The organism is Rhizobium sp. CRRU65 (genome assembly GCF_048551595.1).
Lineage (GTDB): Bacteria > Pseudomonadota > Alphaproteobacteria > Rhizobiales > Rhizobiaceae > Rhizobium > Rhizobium leguminosarum_J.
Genome location: NZ_JBLYZH010000002.1, coordinates 16045 through 29278, shown reverse-complemented (window position 1 = coordinate 29278; position 13234 = coordinate 16045). Strand labels below are relative to the sequence as shown.

Below are 13234 nucleotides of genomic sequence, written 5' to 3'. Positions count from 1 at the left end.
TGAAATAGATCGCCGGGCTTTCTGGCCCTAACGATGTTGCCTTTGCTCACGCTCAGGAGGCTCCGCGACCGCAGAAGATCGACGATCTCGTGCGGCTGCCGCAGGAACCGGAGGCTCAACGGTGGTGCGACGTCATGGAATTTGGAAAGGCGAACACCGGGCACCAGCTCATCGGCGTGCCTTCAATGTTCGGCGGCAATGACGATCGTTCGTGCGTTTTCAATCACATCCGCTGGATCGACGCTTTCCCGCGATCCAATTCGTCCAACTCCTTGAGCATTTTGGAGGAATTCGGCTCCTTCAACTGCAATTTATCGACTGAGAGCCTGAGGGGTACGGGACCTTCGCTCAAAGGTAAGCTCGCGAAAAGAACACCGCGGTCGTTAAAAAGGCGACCGCGAGGGTTAGCATCCGGACGACGGGTGATGGCAGCCTTCGTCCGATATGCGCTCCGATCCACCCGCCGATAACGGCTCCAATCGTCATGGGAATGCACTCCTGCCATACGATTGCCCCGGCAAGTACGAAGACGACGACGGCGACGGCGTTGGCGGCAGTGACCATCACCATTCTTGTCGGATTCAGGCTCTTGATGTCCCCGCCCCCGAGCGCGCTCCATGCCGCAAGCATCATGAGACCCACGGCGCCACCAAAATAGCCGCCATAAAGACCGAGAAAGAATTGAACCGTTGCGAATGCCAGAATACTCGGACGTGCCCGCGTCTGCAAATGGGCGCTGAGCCTCGGACCTGCAGCGAGCATCAATGTCGCCACCAGCAAAAGCCATGGCAGGATCCCATCGAAAATCCTCGATGGTGTTAGCAGCAATAGAATGCTGCCGGCCACGCCACCCATCACCGTCACGATGGCAATGGGCATCACCTTGACGCCGCACACACTCCTAACCCCGTCACGATAGACCCACGAGCTCGCCATGCCGCCGGGAAACAGGGCCAGGGTACTTGTCGCGTTTGCGGATACCGACGGCACTCCGACCGATATCAGCGCAGGCAGGGATACGAATGACCCGCCGCCCGCCAACGCATTCATGCTGCCTGCTAACAGGCCAGCAAGGAAAAGAAGCATTGCATCGTACATGTTCAGGTCGCCCTAGCACCCAAGCCTGAGTTCGGCCGAGCCCGTTGTCCAAATACCGCCGTCAAATCGCCGCACGCCGTTGCGCGTCCGGAAGAGCCCACCCCACGACTGCGATTCGCCGTAGTCAAGGAAACGCAATTGAGAGCCATTCATCCGATCACCATAAGCGTAACCGATGCTATCCCGAGGAGGACGCCAACCGCCTGATGCCAGCCGAGCCGCTCGTCGAAAACCAACACGGCGATCGCGTTGATGGCGATGAGCTGCGCAACCGACGACAACGAAATAGCAAGGGAAAGACCGCTTGTCCGCATGAGAGCGATCATCGAAAGATTGCCTAATGTATAGAGGACAAGCGCGGTTGCGAGCAGCCAAAAGTTAGAGTTGCCCACGTATGCGCGCGAAGCAGTCGCTCCCGCCAGGAATAGGCACACGGCTATGAAGAGGATGACGGCAACACGCATCGGTAAACTCCTGCTGACGCGCTTGTCTAACGCCGGGCGAACCATCAGTCCATCAGAGACTGTCCCCCGTCCTTGATCTCGGCGTACACCCTGGTTGGTGATCAGTCGACTTACGCCCAACTCGACGCGTTTCGAAGCTCGGGCTTTCCGAGGGTTGCCCTTCAACCGCCACTCTGGCTTTCAAAACATGCCAAAAAACGCGTGGCACGAATTGGCCGGACATATCGTGAAGCAGTGGAGATAGTACTCGGACGATCCCGAGCAGCTTTTGAAATCGGACTTTATGGCGTCAGTCGCCTTGTCGGAGGATTGGGGACGATAGCATCACCGTTCGGATCAGCGAAAACGAATTGCTCAATGGCTTAGAGCCGAAGACGGAGCGTTGACCCTCATGGCCATCAGACCTGAAAACGTCCGGATGAGGTCACCTTCTATGTAACGCTGGCCTCGCCCCTCTGCGTAGAGCAACATCGCCCGTTCGCACAAGACATCGGCTGCCCGTTCATCGAAGGGGACACCATAAAACCGAAACCACATGAGAACGGCATTGAGCAGGATCGCCTCTCCGTCCTGAAGGGCTTCGCTATGGTCTTCATGCGGCGCTGACATGCACATCTCCCCCGTAGTTTCGGAACGAAAGGCCGAACGACAAGTTAATTGGAAAGTTCCGCCCGGAGGGAAAATCATGGCAGCGCATAGGGCTCAATGGAAAGGCCACATCAAGGTCGGGGAAATCACCTGCGGCGTCGGGCTTTATACTGCTGCGTCGACCTCGGATCGCATCTCCTTCCGGACGATCAACAAGGCAACCGGGAACCCCGTACGCCGCGAGTTCGTGGACAGCGAGACGGAGGAGACTGTCGAGCGGGAAAACCAGGTGAAGGGGTTCGAGGTTGAGAACGGCGAATACATCATGATCGACCCGGAAGAGGTGACCGCCGTCATCCCGGATTCCGATAAGATGCTCGAGATCGAGGCGTTCCTTTCCTGCTCCGAGGTCGACGATGTCTATTTCGACAAGCCGTACTATCTTGTACCGACAGACGAAGTCTCAGAAGACGCATTTGCAGGCCTTCGCGATGCCCTAAGCAAGGCCAGCGTCACCGCGATAGCGAGAACGGTTCTCTTTCGACGGATGCGCACCGTTCTTATCCGCGCCCACGGGCGCGGCCTGATCGCGACGACACTCAATTTCGATTACGAGGTGCGGCCGTCCAAGGAGGCATTCAAGGAGGTCTCGGAGATCAAGGTAGAGGGAGAAATGCTCGACCTCGCCAAGCACATCATCGGCACGAAGAAGGGTGATTTCGATCCGGCGACGTTCGATGACCGCTATGAGGCCGCCCTCGCCGATCTGGTGAAAGCGAAGTCGGAGGGCCGCTCACTACCCAAGCCGAAGCCAGTTCAGGTGTCAAAGCCCAACGACCTTCTGAAGGCCCTGCGCGAAAGCGCTGGAATGGGGAACGCCAAGCCCGCTGCCAAATCCAAGACTAAGGCTGCAAACGCGAACGCGAAGAAAAAGACCAAGGCGGCCGCTCCCAAAACAGCTGCCAAGACCACTCACAAAAAAGCCAGCTAGGAAACAACAATGGCACCCCGTCCATACTGGAAAGGCTACCTCAAGCTTTCGCTTGTCACGTGTCCCGTGGCAATGAGCCCGGCGACATCGGAGAGCGAGAAGGTCCGTTTCCACACGCTCAACAAAGAGACCGGCAATCGCGTCCTGTCCCGTTACGTCGATTCCGTGACTGGAAAGCCCGTCAAGGATGAAAACGAAGCCAAAGGCTACGAGCGCGGTGAAAACGACTACGTTCTGCTGACCGACGAAGACCTCGAGTCAATTGATCTGGAGACCGTGCGGACGATCGATATCGAAAAGTTCGTTCCGCGCGAAAGTATCGAGTGGATCTACCTTGAAACACCCCACTACCTCGTTCCTAACGACAAGATCGGCAACGAGGCGTTTGCCGTCATAAGGGATGCGATGAAGGCAGAAAAGGTCCTTGGCGTCTCGAGGGTAGTAATCGGCCGGCGAGAACGTGCGGTGGTCCTAGAACCGCGCGATGAGGGCATCGTTGTCTGGACCCTGCGCTTCGGTGACGAGGTTCGCCCTGAGGAGGAGTACTTCCAGGGGATCGAGAAGAAGGCTGACACCTCGATGGTCGCTGCCATCACCCAAATGATCAAGCGGCGCATGGATAAATGGTCGCCTTCGATGGTCAGCGATCCGATCCAGGAGAGCTTGCTGAAGCTGATAGCGACCAAGAAGAAGGCTCTAAAGCCCTCCAAATCGTCCAAGGCGGCCAACAGTAAAAAAGACGACGACGCGAAGCCATCAAACGTCATCAGCATCATGGACGCCCTCAAGAAGAGCGTCGAAGCCGACCTTAAAGGTCGAAAGAAGGCGGGCCGATAATCCTCCCTGGCTGACGAGCGGTCCCGCTATGTGCAATGACTATGAACAACATATTCGCTGGAAAGAGTACTGCGAGATGATGCAGTCTCTCGCCCTGCGCATTCCGGCGCACCAGTCTGAACTCGATCTACCCACGGCCGATGACATCAAAATCGGTGATATCGCCCCGGTGGTCCGGACATCTGGCGATGAGTTCGAACTCTTCGCCGCCAAGTTCGGGTTTCCGCCGTCTGCCGGACGCAAAGGCGGACCGGTTTTTAATTTCGTCTCGGAAAACCGGGATTTCTCACAGAGCAAACGCTGCCTCATCCCGGCGTCGGCCTTCTTCGAGTTTACCGGAACGAAATACCCGAAGGCCAAGCACAGGTTTACGCTCGCCGACCGTGCGATATTCGCTATTGCCGGGCTGTGGCGCGAAGGCGAAGGCAATCAGCCGGCGTCGATGACGATGCTCACGACGAAGCCGAGCCCGGATGTCGCGCCAATCCATAATCGACAGGTTGTTATCCTGAAACCTGAAGATTGGAGACACTGGCTGGCGCTGTCGAAACCCCAGGATCAGCTACTCAAGCCGCTGCCTGCGGGAAGTCTCTCGGTGGAGCAGGTGCGAGCTGGAAGCGACTGACGCTCGCCTCACCGAGATGCAGGTGCGCAGCATTGCAATCTCCGAGGCCATCCAGAATGTCGATCCATCGCCAAGCCATTCGCCGATGGTGGCGTGGACGACGGCCTCGCGAACTCCTGGGCCGAGAGTTGACCACTCGATGACGCGGCGAGGCACACCGCAAGTGCGACCCTTCCCAACCCCTTACTCGCAAGGCTCAACCCTTCATCTCGACGGTTTTCGTAAAGCTCTTGATCTCCTCGCGACGGGCCGCATCAACGCCGCCAAAAGAGAAGCCCGAGCACCATGAGGCGGATGCTCCAGGCGCGCTTCAGGACCTTGCGCCAGTTATGGACGAACACGGAGTGGCTCCGGGTTGTGAATTTTCAGCAGAAGTTCGTTGCCAAAATCCGAGGAAGGCCTACTTCCCCGCTTTTGTGGAGGGCAAAATTGCTACAGAGTGAAACACGTAAAGCGCTTATGCTCGCCTTCTTAATTGGCGGCTCCTTTTTGATTGCAATTCGCTATGGCATACATCACGGCTATCTTTCGCCCTGACCGTCAGAGAGAAGCCGCCGCCTTGAACCCGTCGATCTGTTGCGACGGGAAGCCCATGGCAACAAATCCAGCCATCATCGTCGGACTCTTCCCCCAAATCGGTTGCGACTCGCATAGTTCCCACGCTTCCGCCTGCCTCATTGGCCGCCAGATGGTGCTCGGCTTCTGATCTACTGGATAGGTGGTGATGAAGTTGGACTGCGACACCTTGGCGGCGCTACCCAGTATCCCGATCTCATTCAGCGAGACGTTGTTGCCGTTGTCCATCAGCATAATGCAATGATGTTGGAGGCCGCGATCCCGGTCAGCGCCAAGATGGCGGCGTGAACCGGCTGGATCGTTCCGGCGGGCACGCTCTTGAAGATGACAGGGTCATGTCTCGACGCGGCGCGATAGCAATATCGCCGGCCGTGCCATATAGCGGGCCCGCGCACCGACGATGGCAGTATCGCCCGGCAGCCCGAGAGGCCGGAGCAATCGAGGGATCCAACTAATACTCCCTACTCGGTGCATGCGACGCAGCTTTTGGAAGCATTCACATCTCGCCTTCCCCACCTGGATATGGTTGGAACCGACCCTAGATTTTCTGGTTCGGTTCGGGAGTGGCCACCTTTGGGAGGATGGGATGTTCGTGAAGTTGACCGACGGCACGATTACTCGCTGGATTAACATGGACGCCGTGATCCAGATGCGGTTCGATGAGGACAAACATCAAACGGAACTATTTTTGGTCAGAGAGAACGCCAGACTGGTTTTCGTCGATCAGTCTCCGGAAGAAATCCGAACGCTACTGGACGTCGAACTCGAACGGCTATCCCAAATCACAAACTGGACCACGGGCGGCCCAATAGGAAAGTCAAATGGTTGCAGATGACGGGCCATTACCACATACACTTGTAGTTGAAACGCCCTAACCCATTGCAAGGGTACGCGCTACTGCGAGTAAAGGGATGGGAACTCAACCGCTAAAATCATTAGAATCGCTCTCGCAGCGACCGTATTCGCTATGTCAGCAATCGGCGCTTTCGCTCATGGCGGTGAGCCATACGAACCACGAGGCCGGTGACTATCATTGTCACTGAAGCGCTTCACGGTGGCCGAATCACGAGGAGAAAAGTCTTTCAGAAAGCTCAATGGCAACGATGCCGAGCTCGACAGCCACATCGTTATCGTGATCCTCAACAACGGCGTGCGGTGCATCTTCGTGGCCATTCTCCTTCGAAGCGAGCCGGCGCGCTACGATAAGTCGATTGGTTTCAGGAGGCTTGCTGTCGCGTTGCGATTGAAAGCTTCCACTGCGCTCTCCTGGTGAAGCCAAAGGCGAAGTTCTTTATCGCTGTGCCCATTGCGTTGGCGGTAAGCTCCTTTTTGACAATGGTTTTTGCCTTGGGTCTGATGGGAATTGTCAAACATTGTGCCGATTGCGGAGGGTAGCTCTTGAACGTCACCCCAAGTTATTAACCGCCGCGTTATTCCTGCTCCTCCCGCAGCCTCTTATAGGACGCGTGCCGCAGCTTTCCGTCATCCGTCCACGCCCGGTGTTCGATCTCGGCGATCAGCTTCGGCTTCACGAATATCGCTCCCTTGCGCTCGACGGGCGGGCTCCAGCAGGTTTGAATGTCGAGATAAGCATTTTGGATGGATATTCCCGGTGCTCTATAGCGGCTACAATATTCGCTTAAGGAGAAGGGAGTGCACGATGAAAGCGATCACGGTTTCTGGCCTCATTATGCTAGCCTTCGCATCCGGTGCATATGCCGCAACCATGACGGCGGAGCAGTTGAAAAGCGAGTTGGTAGGCCACCCAATTCACTGGAAGTCAAAGACGCAATCGGGCGTCACAACTTATAAACCAGACGGGACGATTGAAGCGACTGTCGACGGGGACAAGGCCACCTACAAGGGGACATGGAGCATCAAAGATAATAAGATGTGCGAGAAGTTCGGTAAGGAAAAATGTGCAACGATCAATTCGCTTGGAGGTAAGAAATACTCCAAGGGGGGCGGGACATTTACTGTGGAATAGCGCCTGTTTTGGTTTCGTCACCAGGCGGCTTATGTGCCGGCTGGCTTGTCGCGCAACGGGAAAGAGCCTGAGCTCAACCAGCGGCGCCTCGATGCTCGCGTGGCCGAGGCTCCAATAGCCGACGCCCTTCTGGATCCACTTCAGCTCGCCGAGCGTGCCGGCGTCCTTGGCGGATGGTGGGAGGTCTGCAGGCGGGCTTATCGGCCGTCTCGCTAGAATATTTCTTATCGATCTCCCTCGGAAACTTGACGCACTTCGGCGCTGCGGTCGTCGGCTTTGCCGATTCCATCTCGCTTGTGGCGGTGACGCTGCTTCGTCAGCCTTGTCAGCAGCAGCAGCGTCGGCGCCACAGAACTTTGCGCGGATTTCGTTGCGCTTCACGTCTTTGGCAGAGCCGTCGGCCTTGGCGGCTTGGTACTTGGTGCTGCACTCCTTCATCGTCAACGTATGCGCCGGCGACGACATGAGGAAAGCAGCGACCACCGAGCCGGCGGCGGAGAGAACAGTTTGTGCATAGTGCTTAAATTACTTGGTCGATGCAACGAAACCCATGACACCCTCCCTTGTTCATCTACGGCGCGAACGGTGAACCCACCGAATGAAGGGATGAACAAAGGCGACACTCGTTTCAGGGCCCCTGCGAAGCGCATGAAAGACGTTGCTTCGGGAGGGATTCGCCACGACCTGGAACCAGAAGGGGCGCAACGACTGGTGTGTTTGAGCGTCCCTCCCTTTCCCCGTTGCCTTTCATCTGAGGTTCAGGATGGATGGCCGAAACTAGTCCACCAGTATTTGTTGATTGGCATCCGGAAAGAGGAGTCCAAGGCATGAAGCTCATGACACTGGCTGCCGCAGCAAGCGTGGCTGCTACCGCGCCGCGCGGCCAGCCTATGGCTATCACAGGGACTGAACATTGTGTGTCGCCGTATTTTTGTAGATTCATCCTTAGATGAGCTGATCGGCCATTTCACCTTTGCTGATCGCGGCGAAGTTGATGGCTTGGATGACCGCTTCCCTCGCTACAACGGCTATCCCAAGGAAGTTTATCCAATCATCATCAGCGGCAGCGCGCAGAAGCCGGGAGCCTCGGCGTCGACTTTTGTGATGGCCGTTTGGGATTTCACACCGTCTTGGATGAAGCCATCCCAACGTAGGCCATCGGCTAATCTGCCGTGCGAAGGCATTGCTGTGAATGCAAAGTTTGGTCTCGCCTATCAGGCGCGCCGATGCCTGATACCTGTCAACGGGTTTCGAGTGGGAGACGTTGGAGACTGGTCGTCGGTCGCAGCCATACGCCATCGCCATGAAGGATGGCTTGCCCTTCGCTCTGGCCGGTATTTCGGAGATCTGGAGCCACCCATCAGGCATCGATATCCTCAACTTCGCCGTCTTGACCTGCGCACCGAACGAGATGATGGCGACGATCCATGATCGTATGCCGGTTATCCTGCATCGGAACGACTATGCCCGCTGGCTATCGACAGAACCAGACCCTGCAGACCTCATGAAGCCCTTTCCGGCCGCACTGATGAGCCAGTGGCCGGTGGCGCGACGGCTGAACAATGACAAAAGAGGCGGGCCAGAGACGATTGCTGCGATAGAGGTTGTCTAAAACGAAAAGGATCACCAAGATGTTTCAAGCGCTAACCTCCCTTTCCGATCACGATATCGAAACTGTGGTCGATGCGGTGACCGAATGGTGTTCGCAACATCATTGCGACATTCAGAGCTGTCGCGGGCAATTCGCCCTCGCTGCGGCTGTCGATGCGCTCCAGAGTTCACCGAATCATGACGCCTTGGTGCATCATCTTTCCGAGAAATTGATGGATAATAAAGAATAACGTCATTCGAATATGTGAGGTCGGACGACCGCCCGGCGCACAGGAGTTCGATTGCTTGGGGTTAGGCAACATCGCCGAGCGGCCGGGCGCACAATACCAAAGACAACTCCAGTGTAAATTCACAAATACTGCCAAAGACGTACACTTAGTTATTACCTCTTCTGCAGCACGCATGTCGAAATAGTAGCGGGTCATGCATCCTCTGCGCAGCCTTAACCTCCTCGAGGCTGAAGGGATTCTGCGTCGACGCCATTCCAAATTGCCGCTTCGGCGGCGCTTGATCGATTCCGCGGAAGCGATGGCGGTATCGTTCGGGGTCACCGCGGCGGCCCGCGAGGCCGGAGCAATCGAAGGGTCCATTGCAGTTTTCCTTGCGAGATCCGTATATAGAACCAGTTTCCGTATATGCAGGAACCTATTGTAAAATTAGGTCTGTTTCCGTATATACAATATCCATGAAGATCACCTACGACGAAGCAAAGCGCCGGACCAATATCGAAAAGCACGGGCTCGACTTTGCCGATCTCGATCTGCTTTTCTTTGCAGGCTCCGTTGTCGTCCCGGCCAAAGGCGAACGCCTCATGGCCATCGGTGTCTTTCGTGATGGCGTGATTGCCGTCGTGTTCGTCACCCTCGGCTCTGAAGCCATTTCGGTAATCTCCATGCGCAAAGCCAGCCGTAAGGAAAGGAGCATCCTATGACCCGCATCGCAGATAGTGTTCTGAAAATCTCCGACGCTGAAGAAGCGAAGATCCAGAGGCAAATCGCCAGCGATCCCGACGCCCCAGAGGCGACGGATGAACAGTTGGCCAAGGCCAAACCTTTTGCCGAAGCCCTTCCCGAGTTGGCCGAGTCCATCAGGAAGAACCTGGGCGGCCGGCCTAAGTCCAATAATCCTAAGGTCGCCGTGAGCATTCGGCTCGATCCAGAAGTCGTCGATGCTTTCAAGGCCAAAGGCGAAGGCTGGCAAAGCCGGATAAATGAGACACTGCGGAAGGCGGTAGGGCTATAGCACTCCGCGGCCGTTTATCATTGCCCCGCAAATGCAGGCTTGAGCTCGGCGCGAAGGGTGGTAATAACCCGTCCTGCTTCTTCCTGGGTGAGGCCACACGGCAAAAGCGATTGATCATCGAGCGCAAGACCGGCTGCGAGATTTTCAGGGAAGGCGACTTCCGCGCCGGCTCTGACAAGAGCCCTGAATCCCAATCATAGGACGTACTGACCAGACAGGGGATGGTCATCTGCTGCTCGCTCGCAAACTTCACGATTCGTTCGACGGCGAAGTGCCGATCAAAAGTGATGACGATAAGCCTGGGTTCATGGGGTGGCGTGGCTGGCAACGACCGCGTCAACTTCATCGACACTCCGATTTCGCCGATGCCGCGCGTGCCGCTCTTCAAATGAGCACATTCATTGGCAGCTATCATCTGACTGGCCCCGGCACGGTATTCGCCGCCGCGGCCATCATAGTCACTTCGCTAGCCGGGCTCCTGCTGAGTCGCGGGAAGTTCAATCAGGAATGATGGACTATCATTTTCGTGCGAGCATCGAGTATCTTCCGGCCACTGCTGACCTCATTAGCCGATTTCCTCTTGCTCTTGCCCAGCCAGCAGATCGATGAGCACGGCTGTGCTCGTTATAGGAACATGTCGAGGATGGGCAAATAGAAGGAACCTGTTCGCAGGTGCGGCCGCTGGGTGCGGCCTGAGAAGGATCCAGCCCGCCAAGGCGATCAGGAGGATCGCGGCGACGGCGAGCGTAGACTCCGACCTTGCGACGGAGCCCTGCGGTTCGCGATCGTGCTCGCCTTCATTTGCCCCACTCTCGATCGATCCGACCCTCTTCAGCTTTGTGGAAGTACTGCGAGCAGACCAGCCATCCTTTCAGAGGCCTCAACAACAATATGCATGCCAGCCCGGTCAGTGGAACCGTCAGGACCAGATGGACCCAGAGGTGAACGTCGAAGGTGAACTGAAGCCATAGAGCAAAGGCAAGCGCGGGAACCGCGACGATGCTCATGGCGAAGAATGCCGGCCCGTCCGCCGGGTCCGCGAAGGAGTAGTCCAAGCCGCAGACTTCACAGGCCGGAGCGAGGGATAGAAGGCCATTGAACAGATGTCCCCGCTGGCAACGTGGGCAACGCCCTTTGATACCAGTTAAAGCGGGGACTGTCGTTTCGTCGTATTCCGTTTTCATCTCAGGATTCCCTCGATCGCGCGGTCAAAGGCGGTTAGTGCCCCCTACTTAGGCGGTAATGTAGAAGCGAACTCTTGGCGGGACGTCGGGTTCCAATCGATCATTTCGTAGAAGGTCTTCGATCCGCCGAGGGTTGCCGGAGAGCTTGCATGGGAACGAACAGCGGAGTCCGCTCGTCTCACTGTGTCGATTGGTTTTGCCAGCGCGCCCTTAATTTTGAGCAATTGGCTAAGCCCACCAACGCTTGAACATCTCCAGGGCATGACCTGTATGTATTTTAGGCACGCTGATTATTTCATCAGCAAACCGCAAAAAGCGGCTTTTTTTGGCAGCTTTTGCGATTCCTTTGGCCGAAATTGAAACCCTCGCCGCATTGCGCAATTTCGCAAGTTTACCTGTAATGCCGGTCAAGCGATCGGGACAATTCACCCTTCGTAACACCGAAAACTTGCATAGCGACCCCTCTGCCGGCCTGCAATCGCGGGAGTGGCGAAGCTGTGCCAGACGCGGAGACGGCAGCCATGTCGAAGTTGAAAACCACCATACTCACGGGCTTCCTCGGAGCCGGTAAGACGACGCTACTCAATCGGATTCTTTCGTTCGAGAGCAGCGAGCGCGTCGCCGTCATCGTCAACGAATACGGAGAAGTGGGCATCGACGGCCAACTTGTCGTGCAGACCAACGATCAGATCGTGGAACTGAACAACGGATGCATTTGCTGCACCGTCCGCGACGACCTCATCGCGGCGATTAGAGCCCTGCTTCAGTCGGGCCGCCAGATCGATCGTTTCATCATCGAGACGTCGGGACTAGCCGATCCGGCGCCCGTCATCCAGTCCTTCATCCTCGACGACGTCCTGTCCGCCCGATTGGAACTGGACGCGATCGTCACCGTAGTCGACGCCCGACACATAGAAGGACAACTCGCGCAAGAAGAAGCAGTCGAACAGATCAGCTTTGCCGACGTCCTGCTGCTGAATAAGGTTGATCTCGTCGACGAGGATCATCTTCTACAAGTCGAGCGGGATCTAAGGCGACGAAATCCCCTGGCCCGGATCATCCCGACCAAGGATTGCGGCGTCGCATTTGAAGATGTCGTGGGCATCGGCGCGTTCGACTTGAAGAACGTGCTCGAAATCGATCCGCAGATCCTGGAAGAACAGGAGCACGAGCACGATCAAACTATCGGGTGCGTAGCTTTCCGCGAGCCAGAGCCTCTCGATCCGGTGGCGCTCAATAGCTGGCTGACCCGCCTGGTGCAGGACATCGGAGCCGACCTGTTTCGGATGAAAGGCGTGCTCAGCTTCGCTGGGGAAGCCAGGCGATATGTCTTGCATGGCATCCACATGACCTTGGAAGGCCGGCCGGGAAAGGTCTGGCAACCGTCCGAGATTCGCTCAAGCGACATCGTCTTCATCGGTCGCAACCTTGACGAGGAGATGCTGCGAGCGGGGTTCGAGCGCTGCATCGTACCACGCCAAGCCCTGGCGTCCTGACCCATTCCCCGCTTTCACACAAGGAGACACGACATGCCCCCTCTCGTAGCAGCAATGATCAGCCTTGGCGTCCTGGGCGCCATAGACACCTATATCACCGCTACCGTCTTTCCTGTTCCGGTGTGGGTGACGTTCATTGCATGGGCGTCTTTTTATGCCTGCGGCGGCGGGCAGCATGGCCTCGTCAAGAGCATCGTGTCCAACTGGACCGGTATCATCATCGCGTCGCTAACGCTGCTGGTGATCCAATACGGACCGCAGCATCCGATCTTTGTCGCCTTACTCGTCGGCCTCGGTACCTCGGCCATGGTGATGGTGTCCTCCATCAAGATACTGAACTTCCCGCCGGCCATCGTATTTGGCTTCGCGTCGTTGGTCGGCACGACGGCCGCCACCAATACATCTGTCGTCACGTCAGGAATGAACCATCCAACCCTCGTCGCCATGGCCGCAATGCTGCTCGGCGGCGCCTTTGGCCTTCTGTCGGAAATCGGCACGTCGCTACTCTCCACCAAGCCCGCCACCGCGTAGCCAC

Annotated in this window: 17 protein-coding genes and 4 pseudogenes; 12 read left to right on the top strand and 9 right to left on the bottom strand. The window is 56.8% G+C overall.

What is annotated here, in order from left to right; all coding sequences use genetic code 11:
• Positions 1-348: 348 nt before the first annotated feature.
• The 3 genes from ACM5SV_RS03400 to ACM5SV_RS03390 form a co-directional block, all read right to left on the bottom strand.
• Positions 349-1098 (bottom strand): sulfite exporter TauE/SafE family protein, encoded by a 750-nt coding sequence (locus tag ACM5SV_RS03400; RefSeq protein WP_017996620.1) that lies wholly within the window; start codon positions 1096-1098, stop codon positions 349-351.
• A 149-nt stretch (positions 1099-1247) separates the two neighbouring features.
• A complete protein-coding gene (locus ACM5SV_RS03395) occupies positions 1248-1562 on the bottom strand; it encodes an EamA family transporter (RefSeq protein ID WP_012763447.1) in 315 nt (104 codons plus the stop codon).
• Positions 1563-1916: 354 nt separating this feature from the next.
• Positions 1917-2171: a hypothetical protein gene (locus tag ACM5SV_RS03390; RefSeq protein ID WP_017996622.1), complete on the bottom strand. Its 255-nt coding sequence runs from the start codon at positions 2169-2171 to the stop codon at positions 1917-1919.
• Between the two features lie 76 nt (positions 2172-2247).
• On the opposite strand from ACM5SV_RS03390, the gene ACM5SV_RS03385 reads away from it, so the two are divergent.
• From ACM5SV_RS03385 to ACM5SV_RS03375, 3 genes are read left to right on the top strand one after another with little or no spacing between them, the layout of a single operon-like run.
• Positions 2248-3141 (top strand): Ku protein, encoded by an 894-nt coding sequence (locus tag ACM5SV_RS03385; RefSeq protein ID WP_017996623.1) that lies wholly within the window; start codon positions 2248-2250, stop codon positions 3139-3141.
• A 9-nt stretch (positions 3142-3150) separates the two neighbouring features.
• Positions 3151-3978, top strand: coding sequence for a Ku protein (locus ACM5SV_RS03380; protein WP_419425059.1), 828 nt, complete (start codon positions 3151-3153; stop codon positions 3976-3978).
• Between the two features lie 28 nt (positions 3979-4006).
• Positions 4007-4603, top strand: a complete 597-nt coding sequence (locus ACM5SV_RS03375; RefSeq protein ID WP_026157636.1) for an SOS response-associated peptidase — start codon at positions 4007-4009, stop codon at positions 4601-4603.
• Positions 4604-5143: 540 nt separating this feature from the next.
• On the opposite strand, the gene ACM5SV_RS03370 is transcribed toward ACM5SV_RS03375, so the two are convergent.
• A complete protein-coding gene (locus tag ACM5SV_RS03370; protein WP_020487110.1) occupies positions 5144-5407 on the bottom strand; it encodes a hypothetical protein in 264 nt (87 codons plus the stop codon).
• A pseudogene (locus ACM5SV_RS03365) lies at positions 5407-5630 on the bottom strand (spike base protein, RCAP_Rcc01079 family). The gene ACM5SV_RS03370 and the pseudogene ACM5SV_RS03365 overlap by 1 nt, the downstream one beginning before the upstream one ends.
• A 135-nt stretch (positions 5631-5765) precedes the next feature.
• Between ACM5SV_RS03365 and ACM5SV_RS03360 the strand changes: the two are divergent.
• On the top strand, positions 5766-6014 hold the full coding sequence (locus ACM5SV_RS03360) for a hypothetical protein (RefSeq protein WP_003554311.1): 249 nt from the start codon (positions 5766-5768) through the stop codon (positions 6012-6014).
• Between the two features lie 198 nt (positions 6015-6212).
• Positions 6213-6452 (top strand): hypothetical protein, encoded by a 240-nt coding sequence (locus tag ACM5SV_RS03355; protein WP_003554314.1) that lies wholly within the window; start codon positions 6213-6215, stop codon positions 6450-6452.
• Positions 6453-6609: 157 nt separating this feature from the next.
• Here ACM5SV_RS03355 and ACM5SV_RS03350 read toward each other — a convergent pair.
• Positions 6610-6735 (bottom strand): annotated as a pseudogene (locus ACM5SV_RS03350) (hypothetical protein); the annotation flags it as partial.
• A gap of 104 nt (positions 6736-6839) precedes the next feature.
• Here ACM5SV_RS03350 and ACM5SV_RS03345 point away from each other — a divergent pair.
• On the top strand, positions 6840-7166 hold the full coding sequence (locus tag ACM5SV_RS03345) for a hypothetical protein (RefSeq protein ID WP_003554317.1): 327 nt from the start codon (positions 6840-6842) through the stop codon (positions 7164-7166).
• A gap of 84 nt (positions 7167-7250) precedes the next feature.
• On the opposite strand, the pseudogene ACM5SV_RS03340 reads toward ACM5SV_RS03345, so the two are convergent.
• Positions 7251-7631 (bottom strand): annotated as a pseudogene (locus ACM5SV_RS03340) (hypothetical protein); the annotation flags it as partial.
• 450 nt (positions 7632-8081) lie between these two features.
• Between ACM5SV_RS03340 and ACM5SV_RS03335 the strand changes: the two are divergent.
• The 4 genes and pseudogenes from ACM5SV_RS03335 to ACM5SV_RS03320 all read left to right on the top strand — a co-directional run bounded on the left by ACM5SV_RS03335 (position 8082) and on the right by ACM5SV_RS03320 (position 10019).
• Positions 8082-8778 (top strand): annotated as a pseudogene (locus ACM5SV_RS03335) (SOS response-associated peptidase).
• A gap of 19 nt (positions 8779-8797) precedes the next feature.
• Positions 8798-9007, top strand: coding sequence for a hypothetical protein (locus tag ACM5SV_RS03330; RefSeq protein WP_003554319.1), 210 nt, complete (start codon positions 8798-8800; stop codon positions 9005-9007).
• 455 nt (positions 9008-9462) lie between these two features.
• Positions 9463-9708 (top strand): BrnT family toxin, encoded by a 246-nt coding sequence (locus tag ACM5SV_RS03325; RefSeq protein WP_003554321.1) that lies wholly within the window; start codon positions 9463-9465, stop codon positions 9706-9708.
• Complete coding sequence (locus ACM5SV_RS03320) at positions 9705-10019, top strand: BrnA antitoxin family protein (RefSeq protein WP_003554323.1); 315 nt, start codon at positions 9705-9707, stop codon at positions 10017-10019. The genes ACM5SV_RS03325 and ACM5SV_RS03320 overlap by 4 nt, the downstream gene beginning before the upstream one ends.
• A gap of 797 nt (positions 10020-10816) precedes the next feature.
• Here the strand turns inward: ACM5SV_RS03320 and ACM5SV_RS03315 are convergent.
• Together ACM5SV_RS03315 and ACM5SV_RS03310 are read right to left on the bottom strand one after the other, a co-directional pair.
• On the bottom strand, positions 10817-11203 hold the full coding sequence (locus tag ACM5SV_RS03315) for a DUF983 domain-containing protein (protein ID WP_003554325.1): 387 nt from the start codon (positions 11201-11203) through the stop codon (positions 10817-10819).
• Between the two features lie 228 nt (positions 11204-11431).
• A complete protein-coding gene (locus ACM5SV_RS03310; protein WP_128405702.1) occupies positions 11432-11614 on the bottom strand; it encodes a hypothetical protein in 183 nt (60 codons plus the stop codon).
• Positions 11615-11724: 110 nt separating this feature from the next.
• Here ACM5SV_RS03310 and ACM5SV_RS03305 point away from each other — a divergent pair, with 110 nt between their 5' ends.
• Positions 11725-12699: a CobW family GTP-binding protein gene (locus ACM5SV_RS03305; protein WP_003554327.1), complete on the top strand. Its 975-nt coding sequence runs from the start codon at positions 11725-11727 to the stop codon at positions 12697-12699.
• Between the two features lie 33 nt (positions 12700-12732).
• Positions 12733-13230 (top strand): DUF1097 domain-containing protein, encoded by a 498-nt coding sequence (locus ACM5SV_RS03300; RefSeq protein ID WP_003554329.1) that lies wholly within the window; start codon positions 12733-12735, stop codon positions 13228-13230.
• The last annotated feature ends 4 nt before the right edge of the window (positions 13231-13234 follow it).

Bases quoted from the DNA above. Each gene is read 5' to 3' on its own strand.
- ACM5SV_RS03360 (WP_003554311.1), top strand. From the start codon at position 5,766: ATGTTCGTGAAGTTGACCGACGGCACGATTACTCGCTGGATTAACATG.
- ACM5SV_RS03315 (WP_003554325.1), bottom strand. From the start codon at position 11,203: ATGAAAACGGAATACGACGAAACGACAGTCCCCGCTTTAACTGGTATC.
- ACM5SV_RS03370 (WP_020487110.1), bottom strand. From the start codon at position 5,407: ATGGACAACGGCAACAACGTCTCGCTGAATGAGATCGGGATACTGGGT.
- ACM5SV_RS03400 (WP_017996620.1), bottom strand. From the start codon at position 1,098: ATGTACGATGCAATGCTTCTTTTCCTTGCTGGCCTGTTAGCAGGCAGC.
- ACM5SV_RS03395 (WP_012763447.1), bottom strand. From the start codon at position 1,562: ATGCGTGTTGCCGTCATCCTCTTCATAGCCGTGTGCCTATTCCTGGCG.
- ACM5SV_RS03300 (WP_003554329.1), top strand. From the start codon at position 12,733: ATGCCCCCTCTCGTAGCAGCAATGATCAGCCTTGGCGTCCTGGGCGCC.
- ACM5SV_RS03390 (WP_017996622.1), bottom strand. From the start codon at position 2,171: ATGTCAGCGCCGCATGAAGACCATAGCGAAGCCCTTCAGGACGGAGAG.
- ACM5SV_RS03325 (WP_003554321.1), top strand. From the start codon at position 9,463: ATGAAGATCACCTACGACGAAGCAAAGCGCCGGACCAATATCGAAAAG.
- ACM5SV_RS03385 (WP_017996623.1), top strand. From the start codon at position 2,248: ATGGCAGCGCATAGGGCTCAATGGAAAGGCCACATCAAGGTCGGGGAA.
- ACM5SV_RS03330 (WP_003554319.1), top strand. From the start codon at position 8,798: ATGTTTCAAGCGCTAACCTCCCTTTCCGATCACGATATCGAAACTGTG.
- ACM5SV_RS03320 (WP_003554323.1), top strand. From the start codon at position 9,705: ATGACCCGCATCGCAGATAGTGTTCTGAAAATCTCCGACGCTGAAGAA.
- ACM5SV_RS03375 (WP_026157636.1), top strand. From the start codon at position 4,007: ATGTGCAATGACTATGAACAACATATTCGCTGGAAAGAGTACTGCGAG.
- ACM5SV_RS03380 (WP_419425059.1), top strand. From the start codon at position 3,151: ATGGCACCCCGTCCATACTGGAAAGGCTACCTCAAGCTTTCGCTTGTC.
- ACM5SV_RS03345 (WP_003554317.1), top strand. From the start codon at position 6,840: ATGAAAGCGATCACGGTTTCTGGCCTCATTATGCTAGCCTTCGCATCC.
- ACM5SV_RS03305 (WP_003554327.1), top strand. From the start codon at position 11,725: ATGTCGAAGTTGAAAACCACCATACTCACGGGCTTCCTCGGAGCCGGT.